Annotated in this window: 20 protein-coding genes; 7 read left to right on the top strand and 13 right to left on the bottom strand. The window is 70.5% G+C overall.

Annotated elements, in window-relative coordinates; all coding sequences use genetic code 11:
- Positions 1-124: 124 nt before the first annotated feature.
- The 5 genes from VED21_RS13735 to VED21_RS13715 all read right to left on the bottom strand — a co-directional run bounded on the left by VED21_RS13735 (position 125) and on the right by VED21_RS13715 (position 7,782).
- Entirely contained in the window at positions 125-1,636 is a 1,512-nt protein-coding gene (locus VED21_RS13735; RefSeq protein ID WP_324882935.1) for a sensor domain-containing diguanylate cyclase, read from the bottom strand.
- 168 nt (positions 1,637-1,804) lie between these two features.
- Entirely contained in the window at positions 1,805-1,972 is a 168-nt protein-coding gene (gene rpmG, locus VED21_RS13730) for a 50S ribosomal protein L33 (RefSeq protein WP_324882934.1), read from the bottom strand.
- Between the two features lie 150 nt (positions 1,973-2,122).
- Positions 2,123-3,673 carry a S41 family peptidase gene (locus VED21_RS13725; protein ID WP_324882933.1) on the bottom strand — a complete coding sequence of 517 codons (1,551 nt, stop codon included), beginning with the start codon at positions 3,671-3,673 and terminating at the stop codon, positions 2,123-2,125.
- Positions 3,674-3,862: 189 nt separating this feature from the next.
- The gene (gene rnr / locus VED21_RS13720) at positions 3,863-6,160 is read right to left on the bottom strand and encodes a ribonuclease R (protein ID WP_324882932.1); all 2,298 of its coding nucleotides are present in this window, start codon (positions 6,158-6,160) and stop codon (positions 3,863-3,865) included.
- Positions 6,161-6,321: 161 nt separating this feature from the next.
- Positions 6,322-7,782, bottom strand: a complete 1,461-nt coding sequence (locus tag VED21_RS13715; protein WP_324882931.1) for a PQQ-dependent sugar dehydrogenase — start codon at positions 7,780-7,782, stop codon at positions 6,322-6,324.
- A gap of 172 nt (positions 7,783-7,954) precedes the next feature.
- Here VED21_RS13715 and VED21_RS13710 point away from each other — a divergent pair, with 172 nt between their 5' ends.
- Complete coding sequence (locus VED21_RS13710; RefSeq protein WP_324882930.1) at positions 7,955-8,602, top strand: TIGR02117 family protein; 648 nt, start codon at positions 7,955-7,957, stop codon at positions 8,600-8,602.
- Positions 8,603-8,608: 6 nt separating this feature from the next.
- Here the strand turns inward: VED21_RS13710 and topA are convergent, their stop codons facing one another.
- The 3 genes from topA to VED21_RS13695 form a co-directional block, all read right to left on the bottom strand.
- Positions 8,609-11,407: a type I DNA topoisomerase gene (gene topA / locus VED21_RS13705; protein ID WP_324882929.1), complete on the bottom strand. Its 2,799-nt coding sequence runs from the start codon at positions 11,405-11,407 to the stop codon at positions 8,609-8,611.
- Positions 11,408-11,452: 45 nt separating this feature from the next.
- A complete protein-coding gene (dprA, locus tag VED21_RS13700) occupies positions 11,453-12,571 on the bottom strand; it encodes a DNA-processing protein DprA (RefSeq protein ID WP_324882928.1) in 1,119 nt (372 codons plus the stop codon).
- Positions 12,572-12,632: 61 nt separating this feature from the next.
- Positions 12,633-13,145, bottom strand: a complete 513-nt coding sequence (locus tag VED21_RS13695; RefSeq protein ID WP_324882927.1) for a hypothetical protein — start codon at positions 13,143-13,145, stop codon at positions 12,633-12,635.
- A 744-nt stretch (positions 13,146-13,889) separates the two neighbouring features.
- Here VED21_RS13695 and VED21_RS13690 point away from each other — a divergent pair.
- Positions 13,890-14,270, top strand: a complete 381-nt coding sequence (locus VED21_RS13690) for a helix-turn-helix transcriptional regulator (protein WP_324882926.1) — start codon at positions 13,890-13,892, stop codon at positions 14,268-14,270.
- A 30-nt stretch (positions 14,271-14,300) separates the two neighbouring features.
- Here VED21_RS13690 and plsY read toward each other — a convergent pair whose 3' ends face one another.
- Genes plsY through VED21_RS13675 form a run of 3 tightly spaced genes read right to left on the bottom strand, consistent with a single transcriptional unit; the run spans position 14,301 to position 17,133 of the window.
- Positions 14,301-14,921 carry a glycerol-3-phosphate 1-O-acyltransferase PlsY gene (plsY, locus tag VED21_RS13685; protein ID WP_414638200.1) on the bottom strand — a complete coding sequence of 207 codons (621 nt, stop codon included), beginning with the start codon at positions 14,919-14,921 and terminating at the stop codon, positions 14,301-14,303.
- The gene (gene pyrC / locus VED21_RS13680) at positions 14,903-16,198 is read right to left on the bottom strand and encodes a dihydroorotase (RefSeq protein WP_324882924.1); all 1,296 of its coding nucleotides are present in this window, start codon (positions 16,196-16,198) and stop codon (positions 14,903-14,905) included. The genes plsY and pyrC overlap by 19 nt, the downstream gene beginning before the upstream one ends.
- Positions 16,195-17,133, bottom strand: coding sequence for an aspartate carbamoyltransferase catalytic subunit (locus tag VED21_RS13675; RefSeq protein WP_324882923.1), 939 nt, complete (start codon positions 17,131-17,133; stop codon positions 16,195-16,197). Before VED21_RS13675 ends, pyrC begins: the two co-directional genes overlap by 4 nt.
- Before the next feature lie 228 nt (positions 17,134-17,361).
- Between VED21_RS13675 and VED21_RS13670 the strand changes: the two genes are divergently transcribed.
- Positions 17,362-18,444 carry a cytochrome-c peroxidase gene (locus VED21_RS13670; protein WP_324882922.1) on the top strand — a complete coding sequence of 361 codons (1,083 nt, stop codon included), beginning with the start codon at positions 17,362-17,364 and terminating at the stop codon, positions 18,442-18,444.
- A gap of 37 nt (positions 18,445-18,481) precedes the next feature.
- Here the strand turns inward: VED21_RS13670 and VED21_RS13665 are convergent, their stop codons facing one another.
- Positions 18,482-19,378, bottom strand: coding sequence for a transcriptional regulator GcvA (locus VED21_RS13665; protein WP_324882921.1), 897 nt, complete (start codon positions 19,376-19,378; stop codon positions 18,482-18,484).
- A 178-nt stretch (positions 19,379-19,556) separates the two neighbouring features.
- Here VED21_RS13665 and VED21_RS13660 point away from each other — a divergent pair, with 178 nt between their 5' ends.
- The 3 genes from VED21_RS13660 to VED21_RS13650 are packed head-to-tail and all read left to right on the top strand — an operon-like array spanning position 19,557 to position 20,682.
- Entirely contained in the window at positions 19,557-19,817 is a 261-nt protein-coding gene (locus VED21_RS13660; protein WP_324882920.1) for a DUF1127 domain-containing protein, read from the top strand.
- Positions 19,818-19,819: 2 nt separating this feature from the next.
- Positions 19,820-20,260 carry a GFA family protein gene (locus VED21_RS13655; protein WP_324882919.1) on the top strand — a complete coding sequence of 147 codons (441 nt, stop codon included), beginning with the start codon at positions 19,820-19,822 and terminating at the stop codon, positions 20,258-20,260.
- Positions 20,257-20,682, top strand: coding sequence for a GFA family protein (locus VED21_RS13650; RefSeq protein ID WP_324882918.1), 426 nt, complete (start codon positions 20,257-20,259; stop codon positions 20,680-20,682). The genes VED21_RS13655 and VED21_RS13650 overlap by 4 nt, the downstream gene beginning before the upstream one ends.
- Here VED21_RS13650 and VED21_RS13645 read toward each other — a convergent pair.
- Positions 20,625-21,740, bottom strand: a complete 1,116-nt coding sequence (locus tag VED21_RS13645) for an alpha/beta hydrolase (RefSeq protein WP_324882917.1) — start codon at positions 21,738-21,740, stop codon at positions 20,625-20,627. The genes VED21_RS13650 and VED21_RS13645 overlap by 58 nt on opposite strands.
- Before the next feature lie 105 nt (positions 21,741-21,845).
- On the opposite strand from VED21_RS13645, the gene VED21_RS13640 reads away from it, so the two are divergent.
- On the top strand, positions 21,846-22,748 hold the full coding sequence (locus VED21_RS13640) for a helix-turn-helix domain-containing protein (protein WP_324882916.1): 903 nt from the start codon (positions 21,846-21,848) through the stop codon (positions 22,746-22,748).
- The last annotated feature ends 123 nt before the right edge of the window (positions 22,749-22,871 follow it).

Here is a 22,871-nt window from a genome sequence, read left to right as displayed (position 1 = left end):
CGGCGCTCTACCAGGCCAAGCGGTCGGGCCGCAACTGCGTGGTCGCCGACCCCCGCGGCGAGGTCAACGAGTTCCGCATCACCCCGGCGCATTAAGGCGGCGCATTGACGCGGCGGGGGCGCCCTCACTCCGCGCACATCTCCGTCGCCACCGGGAAGCCCGCCACGCGGTTGCGGCCGGCGCGCTTGGCGGCGTAGAGCGCGCGGTCGGCGCGCGACAGCGCCGGTTCGGGCGTGCGCTCGCCCGCCTCGATCTCCGACACGCCGATGCTCACGGTCACGCACAGATCCGGCGGCACGCCGTCGCCGCGCAGGCACTCGGCCTCGGCGCGCAGGCGCTCGGCCACGGCCAGCGCGCCGGCCCGGTCGGTCTCCGGCAGCAGGACGGCGAACTCCTCGCCGCCGAAGCGGGCGACGAGGTCCTGCGGGCGCAGCACGCCGCGGCTCAGGCGCGCGAAGGCCTTCAGCACGGCGTCGCCGACCTCGTGCCCGTGCGTGTCGTTGATGCGCTTGAAATGGTCCATGTCGGCCATCAGCACGGCGACCGGCCGCCCGTGCCGCTCGGCGCGCTTCATCTCCACTTCCGCCACCGCGAAGAAGCGGTTGCGGTTGGCCAGCCCAGTCAGCGCGTCGGTGGTCGCCAGCCATTCCAGGTGCGATTCCAGCGCCTTGCGGTTGGTGATGTCGACCACGCCGCACATCAGGCAGGGCTCGCCCGCCACGTCGAGCGCGGTGGCCGCCAGCAGCACGTCGCGCAGGGAGCCGTCGCCCAGCCGCGCCTGCGTCTCGAAGCCGGCGACGCGCCCGTCGCGGTCCAGCGCGGCGAGCAGTGCGGCGCGCTGCGCGGGATCGGCGTAGACCTGGTCGGCGGTGTGCACGCCGAACGCCGCCGGATCGCCGCCGAAGAAGGCGTACGTCGCGTCGTTCGCCTTGACCAGCCGGCCGTCGCCGCGCGTGGTGACGATCATCGGAATGGGGACGGCCATGAACATCGTCTCCATCATGGCCCGGCTTTCGGCCAGTTCGTCGTTCGCCTGCCGCTCGGCCTGGGTGGCCGCCCATTCCAGGCGGCGCAGCCGGTTGGCGTTGCGCACCACCAGGATCAGCGCGCAGTTCGCCATCACCAGCCCCAGCGCCAGCCCGGTGACGGTCGGCGGCAGCGGGCCGGGCGCCAGATAGCCGCCCAGCATCAGCGCGCTGCAGCCCACGCCCGACGCCAGCGTGGCGCGGAACGAGGTCGGCACGGCGAGGTAGTAGATGGCCGGCAGCATCAGCACGACCATGAAGGCGATGTCGCTGCGCGAACTGACCAGCGCCGCCACGGCGACGGCGTTGATCCACTCCCACAGCAGCATCACCGCCTCTGCCCGGTGGAAAGTCCGGGCGCGCGGCACCAGCGCGAAGCAGGCCAGCGAGATGGCGACCACCACCGCGCGGGCGGGGATGGCGACGAAGAAGTGCGGGTCGCCGTAGAAACGGGCGTCGCTGACGAAGAACAGCGTGTTCAGCACCGCCGACAGCGCGAACAGCAGCCGGGCGTGGCGCACCGTCTCGGGCAGGCGCTCCGCCTGGAACGCCGCCTCGCGCGCGGCGTCGGCGAACTCGCCACCAATGGGGGAAAGCCGGTCACGGTGCATGCCGCCATGCATAGCATTTCGGCCTATAGCACGCTATGACCTTCGGTGGGTTGAGCGATATTCGCCCGATCTCACGGCGTGTGGAGCAGCGGCTGCGAATCACAAAAGGCCGCCCGATGGGCGGCCTTTCTCGTCCGTCGCCAGCTGGGCGTCGCCGGTCGGGAAACCTTACTTGATCTTGGCTTCCTTGAACTCGACGTGCTTGCGCGCCACCGGATCGTACTTGTTGAAGCTCAGCTTCTCGGTGGTCTTCTTCGGGTTCTTCTTCTTCACGTAGAAGAAACCGGTGTCGGCCGTGCTCACCAGCTTGATGAGGACGGTGTTCTGCTTGGCCATGATCGCAATCCCGAAAATAAACCAGTGTCCCGCCGGCCCGGCGGGCGGCGATGCGTAGCGCGGGAAGATACCCGCAATTGCCGCCATGTCAAGCCCTGACTCAAGCTCCGACAAGGGTTTGAGCGTTGCGTCACGGGGATTTCCGCCCCGTCAGCGCTCCGCCACGGCGGTGGAGGCGAAGGCGAGCGCCTGCCGGTACAGGCTGGGCTCGCCCAGAAGATGCTTGGCGACCTGGACGTCCAGCGCGGCGTCGTGCTCGCGCGCCGGGCAGGTGTCGCGCAGGCGCAGCACGGCGGCGTCGCTGTCGGCCGCCGCGGCCCGCCAGGAGGCGATCTGCGGCGCCGGGCGCAGGTGGCCGTCGCGCAGGTCGGCCAGCACGGTGACCGCGTCCGGCGCGTTGACGCTGGTGCAGATGGTCGGGTGGACGCCCTGCTTGTGCAGCGTGTAGCCGGCCGGCGTGAAGATGCGGCTCCAGGTCAGGAACAGCTCGGCGTCGTTGGGCAGGCGGGTGACCGTCTGAACGCTGCCCTTGCCGTAGGAGGAGGTGCCGACGACCACCGCGCGCCCGCTGTCCTGCAGCGCCGCGGCGACGACCTCGGCGGAGGACGCCGTGCGCCCGTCGACCAGCACGACGATCGGCATGCCGTCGGCCACGTCGTCGGCGGCGGCGTCGAAGCGCTGGCGGGCGTCGGGGTGGCGCCCTTCGGTGGCGATGATGCGGCCGCGGCGGATGAACAGGTCGGCGACCGCCACCGCCTGGTCGAGCAGCCCGCCCGGGTTGCCGCGCAGGTCGAGGACGAAGCCGCGCACCGGGTTGGGCGCGCGCCGCGCGGCCAGCACGGCGTCGCGCAGGTTGGTGGCCGTGGTGGCGTTGAACCGCTCCAGCTTGATCACGGCGACGCCGTCGCTGACCGAATGGCTGACCATGTTCGGCACGATGCGGTCGCGGCGGATGGGCAGGCGGCGCGGCGGCATGCCGTCGCGCGCCACCGTGAGCAGCACGAGGCTGCCGGCGGTCCCGCGCAGTCGGTCGCGCACGGCCGTGTCGGTCAGGGCCGAGACCGTCTCGCCGTCGATGGCGACCAGCTGGTCGCCGTCGCGCACGCCGGCCCGGTCGGCCGGGCCGCGCTCCAGCACGTTGCGGATGACGTAGCGGCCGCCCGACTGCGTCTCCAGCGACAGGCCGATGCCGCCGTACCCCTCGCGCTGCGCCCGCTCGGTCGTGGCGCGCTGCGGGGCGGCGTAGCGGGAATAGCCGTCCAGGTCGGCGGTGACGGCGTCGAACACGGCCTGATAGACGCGGTCGGTGGTGCTGGTGCGCACCGGCGCGGAGTGCAGCCGCACCTTCTCCACCGCGTGCGCGGTCAGCGCCGCCCAGGCGGCGGCGTCGTGGGCCGGCGGCGTGCCGTACTGCGTGACCAGCTTGTCGGAGACGTACAGGCGTACGGTCTTGCCGTTGGCCTCGACGGTGACGGCCGGATCGATGGACGCGAGGCCCTTCAGCCCGCCCACGCCGAGGCGCTGCATGTCGACCGGCTGGAGGTACGCGTCGGCGATGCGGCCGTAGCCGACGGTGAAGACCTGTTCGCTGATGTAGGTGGAATCGGCGGCGATTGCGGGCTTCGGCGGTTCACCCCCGCTGCATCCGAAGACGAGCGCGAGGGCCGCGAAGGGGGCGGTCAGGTGCCGCCGAAAGGTCATCCGACCAAGCCCGTGTATCATGGCGCGCCGACCGCACTCCCTGCGTACGGGGGGCTGGCGTACGGTCCTGGCGGCGGGGATCTCCGCACCATCCGGCAGGATACGTCAGCCCACGTTCGATGGGATGATGCATAGCACCATCGCAGAGGGCATTGGTGGGTCAAATACGCTCAAAATGGGGCTTGTGCCCTATTTCCCACGCGATGTCGCTTTTTTGCCACGACCGCTTGAGCGTGGCCGGACGGGGCGCTTTGTGCCGCCGCCGGAACGGGCGTTGCCGGAATGCCACGGCTGCCCGTCGGTGCCGATGATATCGGCGCCTTCGTCGTCGCGCAGGCGGAACAGGGTGCTGCCGGTCAGCGGATCGGCCTCCAGGACGATCACCTTGACCGGGGCGCCCAGGCGGTACACCCGGCCCCAGCGCTCGCCGACCAGGGCGTGCTCATGCTCCCGGTGCTCGTACCGGTCGTCCGGCAGGACGGAGGCGGGGACGAGCCCGTCGGCGCCCGACTCGTCCAGCCGCACGAACAGGCCGAAGCGGGTGACGCCGGTGATCCGCCCGCTGAACACCGCGCCGACGTGCGCGGACAGGTAGGACGCGGTGTAGCGGTCGATGGCGTCGCGCTCGGCCGCCGCGGCGCGCCGCTCGGTCATGGAGATGTGCTCGCCCGCGTCGGCCATGCGCGCCACCGTCTCGTCGTCCAGGGCACCGGGGCCGAGCCCGTGCGCGCGGATCAGCGCGCGGTGCACGATCAGGTCGGCGTAGCGGCGGATGGGTGAGGTGAAGTGGGCGTAGCGGCGCAGCGCCAGCCCGAAATGACCGAGGTTCTCGGGAGCGTACACCGCCTGCGCCTGACTGCGCAGGATCACCTCGCTGACCAGCTGCGACTCCGGCGTGCCCTCCGCCTTCTTCAGGATCCGGGTGAAGTGATCGGGCTTAAGCACCTGACCTTTCGCGAGATTGTACCCGATCCCCTCCAGGAACTCGCGCAGCGCCTCCAGCTTGTCGTCGGCCGGCTGGTCGTGCACGCGGTACATGCAGGGCATGCCCTTGGCCTCCAGGCTTTCGGCGGCGGCGACGTTGGCGCAGATCATGAACTCCTCGATCAGCTTGTGGCTGTCGAGCCGTTCGCGCGGCCCGATGGCCTTCACCTTGCCCTCGTCGTCCAACAGCACGCGGCGCTCCGGCAGATCGAGGTCCAGCGTGCCGCGCCGCTGCCGCGCCTCCCACAGCCGCTCGAAGGCGGCGTAGAGCGGCGCGATGACGGTGTCGAGCAGTGGCGCCGTTTCCTCGTCCGGCCGGCCGTCGCGCGCCGCCTGCACCTGCTCGTAGGTCAGGCGGGCGGCGGAGCGCATCAGCGCGCGCTCGAACCGGTGGCGGATCAGCCCGCCGTCGCGGCCGATCCACAGGTGCACGGCGAGGCAGCCGCGCTCCTCGTTCGGGCGCAGCGAGCACAGGTCGTTGGACAGCGCCTCCGGCAGCATCGGCACGACGCGGTCGGGGAAGTAGCAGGAGTTGCCGCGCTCGAACGCCGCGCGGTCCAGCGCCGATCCGGGGCGGACGTAGTAGGCGACGTCGGCGATGGCGACCAGCAGGTGCCAGCCGCCCTCGTTGGCCGGGTCCGGGTCGGGTTCGGCCCACACGGCGTCGTCGAAGTCGCGGGCGTCGGCGCCGTCGATGGTGACCAGCGGCACGCCGCGCAGGTCGACCCGGCCGGTCGGCGGCGGCACCTTGGCGCGCTTGGCCTCCGTTTCCGCCGCGTGCGGGAAGACGGTGGGCAGGCCGTTGGCGTGGATGGCGATCAGGCTGACCGCGCGCGGCTCGGCCGTGTGGCCGATGCGCTCGACGATACGGGCCTGCGCGAGGCCCAGGCGCGTGGCCGGCAGCACGTCGGCCAGCACCAGCTCGCCCGGCTCCGCGCCGGCCGTGTTGGCGGGCAGGACCAGCAGCTCGGACTTGTTGCGCTTGTCGGTCGGCACGATGCGGCCGCCATCGGCCCCCAGGCGATAGACGCCCAGCACGCGTCCCGCCGTGCCCTCGATCCGGCGGATGGTGCGCGCCTCGTAGAGCCGCTCGTTGACGCGCGACAGGCGGGCCAGCACGCGGTCGCCGACGGCCAGCGCCGGATGGCCCTTCTTTTCCGGCATCATGAAGATGCGCGGCGGCGGATCGTCGCTGGCCCCGTCGCTGGCTTGGGTGAGGGGGCGGGCCAGCACCTCGCCGTCCGGATCGACTCCGGTCACCTCCAGCACGGCGACTTCCGGCAGCGCCTGCGGCGGGGCGATGCGCTTGCCGCGCCCGCGCTCGACGGTGCCGGTGGCCTCCAGGTCCTTCAGCAGGTCCTTCAGCCGCTCGCGGTCGGCGCTGCCCGACAGCTTGAAGGCGCGGGCGATCTCCCGCTTGCCGACGGGGACGGTGCTGGTGCGGATGAAGTCGAGGACGGATTCCCGGCTGGGAAAGCCGGTGGGGCGGGTGGGCTTGGTCATCGCCGCAGTGTCCCAGCATTTCCGCCGGGATTCCACCCTTGCGACGGGATGCCGAGACACGGATGAACACGGATTTCGCACGGATGAACACGGATAAAGATCATTCGTGTTTATCCGTGGCCCGCCCTGCGGGCATCCGTGTTCATCCGTGTCTCAAGCCCCTAGCCCAGCAGGTAGTCGCCGGCCAGTGCCAATCCGGTTCCGCCGTCACCACCGCCGTCACCGATGATGAGGTCGTTGCCGGCGCCGCCGAACACCACGTCGTTGCCGTCGCCGGCGTCCAGGGTGTCGTCGCCGTCGTGGCCGTGCAGCTCGTCGTCGCCCAGGTCGCCGAACACCGCGTCGGCGCCGTCCCCGGCGAACACCATGTCGGGGCCGTCCCCGGCGCGCAGCACGTCGGCGCCGTCGCCGCTGCCCGCTGCCCCCGCCGCGCCGCGCGGCGTCAGGCGGAAGATGTCGCCGTCGAAGTCGACGACGTAGAGGTTGCCCCGCGCGTCCTCGCCGAAGGAGGCGATCTGGTTGATGCGGCCGGCGTTCGTCTGGATCTGCGCGGTGCGCTCGGTGGCCGACCACGTGCCGCCGGAGGACTGCAGGCTCCAGATGCGGCCGGAAATGAAGTCGCCGAACACGTACTGGCCCTGCATCTCCTCGGCCGGCCCGCGGTAGACGTAGCCGCCGGTGATGGAGCGGCCGACGTCGTGCCCGTAGGTGTAGATGGGCGGCGTCAGCGTGCCGATGGTGGGCGTGACGTTCTGGTACGCCTCCGTCCCCTCGAACGCCGGCCAGCCGTAGTTGGCGCCGGCCTGGCCGATGTCGATTTCCTCCCACTCGTTCTGGCCGACGTCGGCGATGTACATCTCGCCGGTGCCGCGGTCGAAGCTGGCGCGCCAGGGGTTGCGCAGGCCCAGCGCCCAGATCTCGTCCGCTCCCGCGGTGGCGGCGAAGGGATTGTTGGCGGGGATGGCGTAGTTGCGCGCGGCGTCGGCCGGGAAGGCGTCGGCGTTCACGTCCAGGCGCAGGATCTTGCCCAGCAGGTTGTCGGCGTTCTGCGCGTTGGCGGCGACTCCGCCGTCGCCCAGGGCCGCGTACAGCGTGCCGTCCGGAGCGAAGTCCAGCCAGCCGGCCTTGTGGTTGGAGAGACCTTCGGGCTGCTCGACGCGCAGCACCAGCGCGGCGCTTCCCGGATCGGCGCGGTCGGGATTGGTCGCCGAGACCGTGTAGCCGCGGATTTCCGTGTCGCCCTCGCGGTTGATCAGGTTGACGTAAAATCGCCCGTTGGTCGCGTAGTCGGGATGGAAGGCGAGGCCGAGCAGCCCGCGCTCCCCACCCACCGAGATCTCGCGCGTGACGTCGAGGAACGGCGTGTTCACCGTGCCGCCGTTCTCCAGGTCGAGGATTCGGATGGTTCCGCCCCGCTCCACCACGAACAGGCGCGAGGCGTCGTCGGGTGCGGCGGTGGCGAACAGCGGCTGGTCCAGGTCCGTCGCCACCCGCGTGGCGGTGATGCCGGATACGGCCGCCTGCGGGCCGTTGGGGTCGAATCCGTAGATCAGGTCGGGTGCTGCGCTGCCGGTGATCTGGTTGGCCCCGGCCGTGCCGGCCAGCACGTTGCGAAACGCCATGGTGCGATCCCCCCCGCCTTATCGTTGCGGCAGCAAAGCTATGGCGCCGCCGCAGCGCCACCAGCCGCCCGGGTGGACAGGACGGGCACCTTTCCGGTGCCCTCGAAGGGTTTACGCAGTTTGACCACATTCGCCCGGCAAAGCTGTGCCGTGACCACAATGGGCGGATGGCATGCAGCGGTTGGCGGGGGTGGCGTTGGCGGTGATGGCGGCGATCCCCGGCGGATTCGCCCTGCTGGCCTACGCGCTGCCGCTGATTCCCTCACCGGGCGATTCGCTTCCCACAGAAGGCGTCGAGGTGTTCGTGTGCAGCAACGGCGTGCACACCGACCTCGTGCTGCCGGCCGTCACGGACGCTATGGACTGGACCGCGGTGCTGCCGCGCAGCGACTTTCCGCTGGCGCCTGCCGATTCGACACACCTGTCGTTCGGCTGGGGCGACCGCGCCTTCTACCTGGAAACCCGGCGCTGGTCGGACCTGAACCCGCGCACCGCGTGGCGGGCGCTGTTCGGCGGCGGGCCGACGGTGGTGCACGTCTACCACCTGCGCCGGCCGGTTGCGGGCGAGGATTGCGGGCGGCTGGTGCTGGGGGAGGGGGCGTACGGGCGGCTGGTGGCCTACGTGCGTGCCGCCTTCCGTTCGGACCGCCCGATCCTGGGCGCCAGCTATTCGGGCGACGACCGCTTCTACGAGGCGTACGGCACCTACGGCCCGGTGCTGACCTGCAACGAGTGGACGGCCCGCGCGCTCCGCGCCGCCGGGGTGCCCATGGGGATCTGGACACCGCTGGCGAGCGGGGTGATGCGCTGGGTGCGGTAGCGGGAGTTACGCCCGCTTGCGCGCCGGGGCCTTTTCCGGCTTGTCGGCCGGTCCGGCGTCCGCGCCGGCGGTGGCCTTTGCCTTGGCCGGCGCCTTCTTGGCGGCGGCCTTCTTCGCCGGAGCCTTCATCTTCTCGGCCTTCTCCGCTTTCTCAGGCTTCTCGGCGGGTTCGGCGTCGGCGGTGGGGGCCGGCTTGCCCTTCTTGGCGGCGTCCTTTTCCGCCTTGGCGGCCAGCAGCTCCAGCGCCTGCTGCAGCGTCACCGTGGTCGGGTCCACCGCCTTGGGGATCGAGGCGTACAGCGCGCCGTGCTTGACGTACGGGCCGAAGCGGCCGGCGCCCATGGTGATGGGCTTGCCGGTCTTCGGGTGTTCGCCCAGCGTCTGGGCCGGCGTGGCGGCGGCCTTCTTGGCGGCCTCGCCCAGCAGGTCCACAGCGCGGTTCATGCCGACGGTCAGCACGTCGTCGTCGGGCGTGAGCGACTCGTACATCGAGCCGTGCTTCAGGTACGGCCCGAAGCGGCCGATGCCGGCGCTGATCTCCTGCCCGGTCTCCGGGTGGTTGCCGACCACGCGCGGCAGCGCCAGCAGGCGCAGCGCCGTGTCCAGGTCCACGTCGGCCGGCGACATGCCCTTGGGCAGCGACACGCGCTTGGGCTTCGGCGTGTCGTCCTTGACCTTCTTGCCCTTCTTCGGCTTCTCGGGCGGCTTCTCGGCAGCCGCCGCGGCGGCCGCCTCCTCAGCACCCTTGGGCGGGCCCAACTGGATGTAGGCGCCATAGGGGCCGCGGCGGACGGTGACCGGCAGGTGGGTGTCAGGATCCTCGCCCAGCTCGCGCGGGCCTTCCTGCACGTCCTGGCCGTCGTCGTTGGCGACCGCCAGCGGGCGGGTGTAGCGGCAGCCGGGGTAGTTGGAGCAGCCGATGAAGGCGCCCATCTTGCCCAGCTTCAGCCCCAGCCGTCCCTGGCCGCACACCGGGCACACGCGCGGGTCCGTGCCGGTGCCGTCGCCATTGGTGTTGCTGGGGAAGAAGTGCGCCCCCAGCTCCTCATCCAGCGCGTTCAGCACGTTGGTGATGGTGAGGTCCTTGGTGTCCTCCACCGCGTGCGAGAACGCCTGCCAGAAGTCGCGCAGGACCGCCTTCCAGTCCAGCTGCCCGCCGGAGATCTCGTCCAGCTGGTTCTCCAGCTCGGCGGTGAAGTTGTATTCGACGTAGCGGTTGAAGAAGTTCTTCAGGAACGCCGTCACCAGCCGGCCGCGGTCTTCCGGGATGAAGCGGCGCTTGTCCAGGCGGACATAGTTGCGGTCCTGCAGAACCTGAAGGATGGAAGCGTAGGTGGACGGCCGGCCGATGCCCAGCTCCTCCAGCTTCTTCACCAGGCTCGCCTCGGTGTAGCGCGGCGGCGGCTGGGTGAAGTGCTGGTCGGGGCGGATGTCGCCGCGCTTCAGCCCGTCGCCCTCCGCCATGGCGGGCAGGCGGCGCTCCTGCTCGTCCTCGCCGTCGTCCTTGTCCTCCTGGTAGACGCGCATGAAGCCGTCGAACACGACGATGGAGCCGGTGGCGCGCAGAACCACGTCGCGCTTGGCCGAGGCGACGTCGACCGCCACCTGGTCCAGCACGGCGCTTTCCATCTGCGAGGCGACGGTGCGCTTCCAGATCAGCTCATAGAGGCGCAGCTCGTCGTTTTCCAGGTAGGCGGCGATGCTCTCCGGCTTGCGGAACAGGTCGGTCGGGCGGATCGCCTCGTGCGCCTCCTGGGCGTTCTTGGCGGCCGTCTTGTAGATGCGCGGTTGGCCGGGGACGTACTTGTCGCCCCACAGGCTGGCGATCAGCGCGCGCGAGGCCTCGATGGCCTCCTGCGACAGCGACACGCCGTCGGTTCGCATGTAGGTGATGAGGCCCACCGTCTCGCCGCCGATGTCCACGCCTTCATACAGGCGCTGGGCGACGCGCATGGTGCGCGTGGCGCCGAAGCCCAGCTTGCGCGAGGCCTCCTGCTGCAAGGTCGAGGTGGTGAAGGGGGCATAGGGGTTGCGGCGCGACTGCCGGCGCTCCACCGCGCCCACGGTGAACGGCTCGCCGCCCTGGATGCGGGCCACGGCGGATTCCGCCGCCGCCTGGTTGGGCAGGGCGAACTTGTCGAGCTTCTTGCCGTCGAGCTGCGAAAGATGGGCGGTGAAGGTCGCACCGGCCGGCGTGGCGAAGTCGGCCTCGACCGACCAGTACTCCTGCGGGCGGAACGCCTCGATCTCGCCCTCGCGCTCGCACACCAGCCGCAGGGCCACCGACTGCACGCGGCCCGCCGACTTGGAGCCCGGCAGCTTGCGCCACAGCACCGGCGACAGGGTGAAGCCCACGAGGTAGTCGAGAGCGCGGCGCGCCAGATAGGCGTCCACCAACTCGCGGCTGACGGCGCGCGGGGCGGCAAGGGCTGCCTGCACCGCGCTCTTGGTGATCTCGTTGAAGGTGATGCGCTGCACCTCCACCTTGTCGATCAGCTGCTTCTCGCGCAGCAGTTCCGACAGGTGCCAGGCGATGGCCTCTCCCTCGCGATCCGGGTCGGTTGCGAGATAGACGCGCGTGGCGCCCTTCACGGCCTTGGCGATCTCGTCGATGTGGCGCTTGGAGCGGTCGCCCAGCTCCCAGTCCATCGCGAAATCCTCCTCCGGGCGCACCGACCCGTCGCGCGCCGGCAGATCGCGCACGTGGCCGAAGCTGGCGACGACCGTATAGTCGGACCCCAGATACTTGTTGATGGTCTTCGCCTTGGCCGGCGATTCGACGATGACGACGTTGCTTCCCGCCAAGAGACTCACTCGCCCCCAAACATGTACGACCGTTCGCGTTGGTGTTCAGATCAGGCTGATCTGGTTGCCCGGCAGACGCTGCACGCGGCCCGCCAGCTCTAGTTCCAGCACGACGGTCAACACCACGGGTGGTGACAATTGGCACCCGCGGACCAGTTCGTCAATGGCGACGGGGGTGGGGGATAGGTTTTCGATAACAATGGCACGCGCCCGCTCGACCTCCGACTCGTCGGGCACGGCGGGGCGGGCGAAGCTGAAAAGGTCCTTGCGCTCGGCCAGCGGCGGGGCCTTCAGGTGCTGGAACACGCGCAGGATGTCGTCGGCCTCCTCGACCAGCGTGCCGCCCTGGCGGATCAGGTTGTTGGTGCCGCGGCAGCGCGGGTCCAGCGGCGAACCGGGCACGGCGAACACCTCGCGCCCCTGTTCCAGCGCCATGCGCGCGGTGATCAGGGAGCCGGACTTCAGCGCCGCCTCGACCACCACCACGCCCAGCGACAGGCCGGAGATGATGCGGTTGCGGCGCGGGAAGTGGCGGGCCTGCGGCGTGGTGCCGGCCGCGCATTCGGCCACCACCACGCCCTGCGCCGCTATGTCGCGGTACAGGCCCTCGTTCTCCTCCGGGTAGACGACGTCGATTCCGCCCGCCACGACCGCGACCGTGCCGCTCGCCAGCGCGCCGCGGTGCGCCGCCGTGTCGATGCCGCGCGCCAGCCCGGACGCCACCAGCAGGCCGGCGGCGCCCAGGTCGCGCGCCAGGGCCTCGGCGAACTTGCGGCCGTTGAGCGAGGCGTTGCGCGCGCCGACCATGCCGATGGTGCGCCTTCTAAGAAGGTGCGCGTGGCCGAGGATGGAGATCACCGGCGGCGCGTCGTCCACGGCGGCCAGCGGTTCCGGATAATCCGGCTCGCACCAGCACAGAAGGCTGGCGCCCAGCCGCGCGTTGGCCTCCAGCTCGCGTTCCGCCTCCGCCTTCGGCGGGACGCGCAGCGGCTTGACCCGCCCGCCGCGGCGCGCGAGGTCGGGCAGCACCTCGATCGCCTTGCGGGCGGTGCCGTACTGCTCGATCAGGCGGTGGAAGGTGACGGGGCCGACGTTCTCGGTCCGGATCAGGCGGAGCCAATCCAGGCGTTCGGCGTCGGACAGCGGGCGGCGCGGTTGTGTCATGCACCCATTTTGTACAACCGCCGCAACGCCCCGGCAACACACTTATGTATGATGAGTGGCGTCAGCCCATGGTCCGGCGCCCGGCGAGGCGCACGATGTCGGCCAGATCGATGTCGCTGGCGATGGGTACGGGGTGCTCGGGCGTGGACAGCTCCGGCGCGACCGGCGTGCCGAGGCGTTCCGCATCCCGGCGCCGACGCGCCAGCATGCGGTGCAGCAGGACGACGAGGCGGGCCTTCTCGCCGGGCTCCAGCTCCAGCTCTTCGGAGGCGGCGAACAGCTCCAGCCCCTCGACGACGTTGGCCAGCAGCACCTCGTCCAGCGGGTCGAGTCGCCCGGCGTCCGAGTCGCCGCCGGGAGCGGCGCGTTCCTTCAGCATCATGGGGCCTTCGCCGGTCGCCAGCCAGTCCAGCGACACGCCCTTGGCGTGCGCGATGGCCGCGGCGACGCGGAACGGCAGCTTGTGGGCGCCCTTGGTGTAGCGGCCAAGCATCTCGCCCGTCGTTTTCGCGACGCGCGCGGCCTCGACCTTCAAATCGTAGAGGTCGATGACGAGGGAAAGGCGGACGCTCACCTCATGGTCGAACGCGGTGTGCCCCCGCGCGCCCTCACGCTCCCCGTGTTGCTTATCCTGCCCCATTGATCTTCCGCCATTTTCCCGGCGCGAGCCGCTCGTTCAGCGTGGGGCAAACGGGCACGCCTGCCCAGATCGATTTTTCTCGTTGTTACCGGAGAGATGTAGTGTTACGAATGTATGCAATTCGATGGACGTTGGTACCGCCATGCTGCAACCCGCTTTTCCGCCGGATTCGAATCCGCACCCGGATAGGGCGGTGCCGTCGGGCGTGCAGGACGGCGGCGCGCATGGGCCAGGGCGGCGTGCGCAGGCGTGCGGCGCAAGCCCCGCGAATCAGTCGGGAATAGGCTGTGTGCCAGATACGTTCGTATGCATGCGACCTGCCGTCGGGAAGGGGCCGCGCATACCGGATAGGACGAAGCGCGAGGGCGACAAACGACCGTTGAAGCCCATATCTCTCGATCGTCCGGAACAGGACATCCAACCCATCGCTATCGAAGCGGTGGTGGGGGAAACAGGGAGGCGATACCGGAGGTAGTGGCCTCCGATCATTGCCATCCACTCAGTGGGCCCTCTCAACCCATTGAAAAACAGTCTGTTCCGCGGCGGGCGCGCCGCGCCCGCTGGTGAGGGAATTCGTACCGTTGTTCAGGAATATAGTCAATGAGGGCGTCGATGGATCAAATTGCTAACATCCCAGCCAGCATACCCGAGTATGTTGAGCCAGGAGCCGATCCAAGCATGGCGAAAGCAGACCAGAGAACCATCGCCGCCCGCCGCCTGCGTCTGGGCCTGACCCAGAAGCGGCTTGGCGATCTCGCGGGGTTCGACCAGCCGACGGTTTCGCGCGCCGAGCAGGGGCGCGCCATTCCCGAGGTCCTCGCGCGTTTGGTCGAGACGCTGACCGCGCTCGAGCGGCAGCGGGAGGATGTCGACCGCGCGGAAGCCGACCGCTTCTGGCAGGCTGTGGGCGATGCGCCGCATCGCACGCGGCTGCTGGAACGCATCGAGGGAGTGGTGGACGTGCTGCTCGACGGCACGCTCGCCGACGTCGAACTCGCGCAGCGCCTCGTCGACTGCCTGCCGGAGCCGTCGCGCCGCCGGCTGGTGGGCAGGGGATGACCGTAGGGCCTGGGGCCGGTGACCCGGCGCTCAGGCCGCCTTTTTGCGGACGTTGATGCGCGGTTCCTCGCCCTTCAGCAGGCGGCGGATGTTCGCGGCGTGCCGGATGTAGACCAGCACCGCGATGAACAGCGCCAGCGCCGCGACGCGCAGGTCGCCGAACAGGTAGGCCACGGCCGGCGACAGGCCCAGCGCCGTCAGCGCCGACAGCGACGAGATGCGGAACAGGAAGGCCGCCGCCAGCCACGTCAGGCAGGCGATGGCGCCGACCGGCCACGCCACGGCCAGCAGCACGCCCAGCGCCGTGGCCACCCCCTTGCCGCCCTTGAAGCCCAGCCAGACCGGGAAGGTGTGTCCCAGCATGGCGCCGCCGCCGGCCAGAACGGCACCCTCCGGCCCGGCCAGCACCAGCGCCAGCAGCGCCGCGATGGCGCCCTTGCCGCTGTCGAGGATCAGCGTGGCGGCGGCCAGCCCCTTGCGGCCGGTGCGCAGCACGTTGGTGGCGCCGATGTTGCCGGAGCCGATCTTGCGGATGTCGCCCAGGCCCGCCATGCGGGTGAGCACCAGCCCGAACGGGATCGAGCCGAGCAGATAGCCCAGCGCGGCGCAGGCGAGAAGCACGGTCACGGCGGTCAGCCTTCCATCTGCCAGACGGTGCGGCCGTCGACGATGGTGCGCAGCGCGCGCCCCTGCACCGGACGGTCCTCGAAGGGGGAGTTCTTGGACTTCGACCGGAAGCGCTCGACGTCCACCGTCCACGGCACGTCCGCGTCGAACACCACCAGGTCGGCCGCCGCCCCCCGCGCCAGCCGGCCGAGCGGCAGGCCCAGCACCGCGGCCGGCGCGCAGGTGACGCAGCCCAGCGCCTTCAGCAGGCTCAGCTTGCCCTTGTGCGCCAGTTCCAGCGTCAGCGGCAGCAGCGTCTCCAGCCCGATCACGCCGAAGGCGGCCTGGGCGAAGGGCACGCGCTTGGTGTCCTGGTCCTGCGGCACGTGGTCGGAGGCGATGGCGTCGATGGTGCCGTCGGCCAGCCCCTCGACGATCGCCCGGCGGTCCATCTCGCCGCGCAGCGGCGGGGAGACCTTGGCGAAGGTGCGGTAGTCGCCGACGTCCGTCTCGGTCAGCGCGAAATAGTGCGGGGCGGTGTCGCAGGTGACCTTCAGCCCGCGCGCCTTGGCGCGGCGGATGATGTCCACCGACTCGCCCGTGGAGACGTGGGCGAAATGAATGCGCCCGCCGGTCAGCTCGACCAGCCGCAGGTCGCGCTCGATCATGATGATCTCGGCTTCGCGCGGGATGCCGGCCAAGCCCAGGCGGGTGGCGATCTCGCCGGAGTTCATGACGCCGGACGCCAGCGCCGGCTCCTCCGGGTGCTGCACGATGACCTTACCGAACGCCTTGGAATAGGCCAGCGCCCGGCGCATCACCCCGGCGTTGGCTATGGCCCTGGTGCCGTCGGTGAAGGCGACCGCGCCGGCGTGCGCCAGCAGGCCCATCTCGGTGATCTGCGCGCCCTCGGTGTCGCGGGTCACCGCGCCGTAGGCGAAGATCTTCACCAGCTTCACGTCGCGCGCACGGCGCGCGATGAACTCGATGCCGGCCACGTCGTCGATGACGGGATCGGTGTTGGGCAGGCAGACCATGGCGGTGACGCCGCCGGCGGCGGCGGCGCGGCTGGCGCTCTTCACCGTCTCCTTGTGCTCCTGGCCCGGCTCGCCCAGCAGGACGCGCATGTCGACGAGGCCGGGGGCGAGGCACTGGCCGCCCAGGTCCACCACCTCGTCCACGCCGGACGGGACGCCGTCGGCGAACAGGGCGGGGCCGAAGTCGGCGATTCGCGACCCCTCCACCAGCAGGGCGCCGCGGGCGTCGAGGCCGCTTGCCGGGTCCAGCAGGCGGGCGTTCACATAGGCGGTACGGCGGGTCATCGGGCGTTGCCCCCACGGTCGCGGAGCAGGAGGTCGAGCACGGCCATGCGCACGGCCACGCCCATTTCGACCTGGTCGAGAATCATCGAGCGCTTGATGTCGTCGGCGACTTCCGAGTCGATCTCGACGCCGCGGTTCATCGGGCCGGGGTGCATGATCAGCGCGTGCGGCTTGGCCACCTCCAGCTTCTCGTAGTCCAGCCCGTAGAAGTAGAAATACTCGCGCGCGGAGGGGATGTACTGCCCGGCCATGCGCTCCGTCTGCAGGCGCAGCATCATGATGATGTCGGCGTCCTTCAGGCCGGTCTTCATGGAGTGGTGCACCTCGACGCCCAGGCGGTCGATCGCGGAGGGCAGCAGGGTCGGCGGCGCCACGACGCGCACGTGCGCCCCCATGGCGTTCAGCAGGTGGATGTTGGAGCGCGCCACACGGCTGTGCAGCACGTCGCCGCAGATCGCCACCACCAGGCCCTCCAGCCGGCCCAGGCGGCGGCGGATGGTCAGCGCGTCCAGCAGGGCCTGGGTGGGATGCTCGTGCTGGCCGTCGCCGGCGTTGACCACCGCGCAGTTGACCTTGTCCGACAGCAGCTTGACCGCGCCCGAATCGGCGTGGCGAACGACCAGCGCATCCAGGTGCATGGCGTTCAGCGTCATCGCCGTGTCGATCAGCGTCTCGCCCTTCTTCACCGAACTGCCGTCGACCGACATGTTGATCACGTCGGCGCCCAGCCGCACGCCGGCCAGCTCGAACGAGGTGCGCGTGCGCGTCGAGTTCTCGAAGAACAGGTTGACGATGGTGCGGCCGCGCAGCAGCGCGGACTTCTTTTCGCTCTGGCGGCTCTGCTCGACATACCCGTCGGCCAGGTCGAGCACGAGGGAGATCTCCCCCGCCGTCAGCCCCTCGATGCCGAGCAGGTGACGGTGCGGGAAGGTCATGGATGGGGCGGGTCCGGTCATGGGCCGGGACTATAGGTGTGCGGCCGGCCCGTCGCAAGCGGGCGCGCGGCGTCCTGTCGCAGCGACAGAAGGCGCGGGGACGGTGGTCGTACCAGTGTTTAGAACTCTTCCAGATGTGCAATCGGACCATGCGCCGACATTTTTCGCGCCGTCGCAGGTTGTGGCTGAGCACGCAGCCCCATGCACACAACCAGGAGGACGAGATCCATGCTGAAAGCCGTAACGACCGTCGCCACCGTCATCGGGCTCGTCGGGCTTGCCGGCGCCGCGCTCGCCGCGACCGCCACCACCCCGGCAGCACCCGCCGGCGGCGCCGACCCGCTGATGGAACAGGCCCGCCAGCACTTCAAGGCGATTCCCGCCGCCATCCCCGCGGTGAAGGACAACGCCGTGACCCGCGAGAAGATCGAACTGGGCAAGATGCTGTTCTTCGAACCGCGCCTGTCCGCCAGCGGCATCTTCTCCTGCAACTCCTGCCACAACCTGGGCCTGGGCGGCGTCGACGGGCTGGAGACGTCGGTCGGCCACGGCTGGCAGAAGGGGCCGCGCAACTCGCCGACGGTGCTCAACGCCGTGCTGAACGTGGCGCAGTTCTGGGACGGCCGGGCGGAGGACCTGAAGGCGCAGGCCAAGGGCCCGATCCAGGCCAACGTCGAGATGAACGCCACGCCGGAGCACGTGCTGGGCGTGCTGAACAGCATCCCCGCCTACCCGCGCAAGTTCGCCGACGCCTTCCCGAACGAGCGCAACCCCGTCACCTTCGACAACGTGGCCAAGGCCATCGAGGCGTTCGAGGCGACGCTGACCACGCCCGCCGCCCCCTTCGACCAGTACCTGGAGGGCAAGGCCGACGCGTTGACCGACCAGCAGAAGAAGGGCCTGTCGCTGTTCATGGACAAGGGCTGCGTCGGCTGTCACACCGGCGTGAACGTCGGCGGCCACGACTACTTCCCCTTCGGCGTGGTGCAGAAGCCGGGTGCGGAGATCCTGCCGCCCACCGACAAGGGCCGCTTCGCCGTGACCAAGACGGCGGATGACGAGTACGTCTTCCGTTCGCCGACGCTGCGCAACGTGGCGCTGACCGCACCCTACTTCCACACCGGCAAGGTCTGGGACCTGCGCCAAGCGGTCGGCATCATGGGCACCGCGCAGCTGGGCGCCACGCTCAGCGAGCCGGAGATCGACGCCATCACCGCATTCCTGCACTCCCTCACCGGCCAGCAGCCGCGGGTGGAATACCCGATGCTGCCGGCCAGCACGGTGGCGACGCCGAAGCCGGTCCTTCGGTGACCTTCCGACGCCGGGCCGCGCCCGCCGCGGCCCGGCGTCATCGCTTCTCCGACCGCTCCACCTCCGCGAACAGCCAGTCGCGGAAGGCCTTGACCTTCGGCCGCGAGAAATAGTGCGGCGGCGCCACGACGTAGTAGGCGTAGTCGCTGGGCAGCGTGATGTCGAACAGGCGCACCAGCCGCCCCGCCGCCAGATCGTCGGCGGCCAGCACGCGGCGGGTCAGCGCCACCCCTTGCCCTTCCGCAGCCATTTGCAGGACCAGCGCCGAATCGGTGAAGGTGATCCCGCGCGATGCGTCGACCCCCTCCAGCCCGGCGGCGGCGAACCACGTTCCCCAGGTGATGAAATAGTCGTCGTGCAGCAGCGGCAGGCGCAGCAGGTCCGCCGGCCGCTGCGGCGCGTCCGGCCCCTTCATCAGCGACGGCGCGCAGACCGGGAAGATCTCCTCCGTCATCAACCGTTCGGTGCGCACGCCGGCCCAGGGCGGGCGGCCGAAGCGGATCGCCACGTCCACGTCCTGCTGGGCGAAGTCGGTCATGTCCGACGTGGTCTGCAGCCGCACGTCCAGTTCCGGATGCGCCGCCTGGAATCGGCCCAGGCGCATCACCAGCCACTTGGCGGCGAAGGACGGCATGGTGGAGATGGTCAGCGCCCCCGTGCTGTCCTTGCGGAATAGGCGCTGGGTGGCGTTCTCCATCAGGTCCAGCGCCTCCTTCAGCGGCGGCAGGTAGGCCTGGCCCGCGTCGGTCAGCACCAGCGCCCGGTTCATGCGGCGGAACAGCGGCAGGCCCAGCCATTCCTCCAGCCCCTTGATCTGATGGCTTACCGCCGCCTGGGTAACGTGAAGTTCCTCGGCGGCCTTGGTGAAGGACAGGTGGCGGGCCGCCGCCTCGAAGGCGCGCAAGGCGTTGAGCGGCGGCAGGCGGCGCGACATGGGGGCTCCCGGCGGTTCCGTGCGGGCGATGCGTCGGATTAGTTTTCCTAATCGACTCTATGAGAAACGGTCGTTTGTCCGCAAGAAGCGGGTCGCCCATTCTCAGTGCACGGGAGAGATTGCTGCCGGGCACCGCGGAGACGCCGCGGACCGGCGCCACGCAAAAGAGGGTATCAGCATGTCGCAGAGCACGAACACCGGGTTCTCGGGCACCGCGCATTCCGGCACCGGGCTGGGGACCTCGCACCGTGTGGGGCCGAGTGTGGGCACCGCTGTCGGCCGCTTCGTCATGGGCATCGCCGACACGGTGGCGACCTGGAACGAACGGCGCCGGCAGCGGTTGGCGCTGGAGTCGCTTCCCGACCACCTGTTGAGCGACATCGGCGTGTCGCGCGCCGACGCCGACCGCGAGGCCGAGAAGCCCTTCTGGCAGGGCTGAGCATGACCGAGAAGACCACCTGGACCGGCGGCTGCCTGTGCGGCGGCGTGCGTTACGAGATCGGCACCAAACCGTCGTCGATCTCGCTCTGCCACTGCGGCCAGTGCCGCCGCCAGCACAGCCACGTGGGCGCCTACACCGGCTTTCCGCGTGACGCCTTCCGCATGGTGAAGGAGGAGACGCTGGCCTGGTACCAGTCGTCGGAGAAGGCGCGGCGGGGGTTCTGCTCCCGCTGCGGTTCCGGCCTGTTCTGGGAAGCCATGGGCGAGCCGACGCTGGACGTGACCGCCGGCAGCCTGGACGAGTCGACGGAACTGCGCGCCCGCCGGCACATCTGGGTGGAGTTCAAGGGCGACTGGTACGACATCGGCGACGACGGCCTGCCGCGCCTCACCAGTGCGGAGCGTCTGGCCGAGAAGCAAGGGCAGGGAGGCAATTCATGAGCGCCAACGGTGATCTCCCTGGTGAACTTCCCGGCGGATGCCTGTGCGGCGCCGTCCGCTTCGTCGTGACGGAGCGGCCCATGGGCGTCGTCAACTGCCACTGCTCCCAGTGCCGCCGCTTCCACGGCCACTTCGGCGCGTACATCACCGTGCCGCGGGCGAGCGTACGGTTCGACGGCGACGCCACGCTCACGTGGTACCGTTCGTCCGCCAAGGCGCAGCGCGGGTTCTGCGGGACCTGCGGTTCGTCGCTGTTCTGGCAGGGCGACGGGGAGGCGCTGGTGGACGTGGCCGCCGGCTCGCTCGACCAGCCGACCGGCCTCGCCACCGTCCGCCACATCCAGGTGGCCAGCAAGCCCGACTACTACGAGATCACCGACTCCCTCGAACAGTTCCCGGAGAGCGCGCCCGAACCGCCCTGACCGCCGAGGCTGTCGACCTCGGTCTGCCGGATGGCGGGAAAGGCACCGGCTCCTTCGGTTGCCCAGCGGATCGCCGCGCCGATGCGCTCCAGCGCCTCCCGGCTGTCGGGGAGGGTCTGCCCGTGGGCATGGAACTCGTGGGTCATGTGCTCCCACACGTCCAGCCGGACTTGTGCCCCCTGCGCCTGGGCGACGCGGGCGAAGTCACGGATCATGTCGACGAGGATCTCCTTGCCCCCGGCCTGGAGGTAGAGCGGCGGCGCATCCCGGAAATCCTGGGCGATGGGCGACAGCTCGGCGTCGCCGAATCCGCCCGCCCCCTTGAGCCACGCCGCGAACTGCAGCGTCATGTACCCCTGCACGAGGTCGTAGCGGTCGTTGCCGAACTGGCCGGCGCCGCGCCGACCGATGTCGGTCCACGGGCTGATGCCGATCCCGATGGCGGGCTGGGGCAGCCCCGCCCCGCGCAGCGCGGCGACCGTCATCAGCATGAGATGACCGCCCGCGGAATCGCCGCACACCACAAGCTGCGCCGGATCGACGCCTCGGGCCAGCAGGAACCGGTAGGCCGCCAGCGCGTCCTCGATCTGCGCGGGGTGCGGATGCTCGGGCGTCAGGCGGTAGTCGACGGCGAAGACCGGCAGGCCCAGCGTGTCGGCCAGCATGGCGATGAAATGGCGCGTCACGGCGGCGTAGAACGTGTACCCGCCGCCGTGGAAGTACAGCACGGTGGCGGCGCCCTTGCGCACGTGTGGGATGAACCAGTCGCCGCGCGGCTCGCCGGGCAGGCTGGGCCGCACGTCGACCGCCGGGGCGCCGTCCACGACGGACACCAGACTGTCGAAATAGGCGCGGGCCTCGGCGATGTCCGCCAGCGCGAAGGCGTGGTTGAACTGCGCGCGCCAGAACAGGTTGGCGACCTCGAAGGGAATGCTCCACTCCGGCACCAGCGGCCGGCCGACGGCGCGGCGGGCCAGCACGTCGGCGCAGGCCAGGGTGAGGTTGGCGAGGCTGCGGGCTTTGTGGCGGAAACGCCCCTGAAGTATGGTCTTGGGCATGGTCGGGCTCCGGTGGCTCGGTGCTGATGTCTCCCAGCCCTGTCTCGTCCGGAACCCGCCCGGCCGTATAGAACGGAAACGACACCCACTGTGCCGCCTGCCGCCATGCCGCCTGCCGCCATGCCGCCCGCCGCCTCGGCCCGCCTGCTGTTCCCGCGCCCGGATCTCTCCGCCTGCGTGTTCATGGGCGTGGAGCGCGACACGCGCGGGGCGGCGCTGTCGGACGCCCAGCGCTTCAACTATTACCCGGCGACGCCGATGTCGCTGGTCTCCTGGATCTTCGAAGGCACCCTGCACATGGTGGAGGAGTGCTCGGGCGACGGCCGCCCGGTCCTCGGCCCGCCGCTGCCGCGCCTGGTCCTGTCCGGGCCGCAGCGCCGCCCGGTCGCGAGCTGGTCGCCGGGGCCGGTCCACGCCCTGTCGGTCGCCTTTTATCCCGACTCCCTCGCTCGCCTCACCGGCATCGGCGCGGAGTCGCTGGTCGATCGCATCCTGCCGCTGGAGGAGGCGGTGTCCGGCCCGCTGCCGGCGGCCTGCCGGTCCCTCCTGGCGCCGGACGCGGCGAGCGACCCGTTCGACCGCCTGCAGGCCCTTCTCCAACCGCTGTGGTCCGGCCCGCCCCCGCGCGAAACCAGCCTTATGTCACGGATGGGGGTGCCGCTCATGGGGGACTGGCTGCGCATCCTGGCCGTGCGGGCCGCGCTGTCCAGGGCCGGCCGGGGCGTGCGGCAGGCGCAGCGCCGCGTCAAGTCGTGGACCGGCCAGAGCCAACGCGACCTGCAGCTCTTCGCCCGCGTCGAGGACGTGGCCGTCCGCGTCAGCCGGAGCCGGGACGACGGCCCTCTCGACCTCGCCGGGCTCGCCAGCGACGCCGGCTTCGCCGACCAGTCGCACATGGGCCGCGCCGTCCGCCGCATGACCGGCGTTGCCCCCGGCCGGCTCAACGAACTCATGGCCGGGGACGAGGCGTTCTGGTTCTACCGGCTGCTCGGCGAACGGTTCGGCTGACGCGATACCGCCTCAGCCGAACGCCACCAGCACCACGGGCAGCGACAGCGCGGCCAGCAGCGTCTGCACCGTGATGACGCTGGCGATCAGCCCGTGGTCGCCGCCCATCTGGCGGGCCAGCAC

It is taken from the genome of Azospirillum sp., assembly GCF_035627195.1.
GTDB lineage: Bacteria > Pseudomonadota > Alphaproteobacteria > Azospirillales > Azospirillaceae > Azospirillum.
This window is presented reverse-complemented; position numbering and strand designations above follow the sequence as displayed.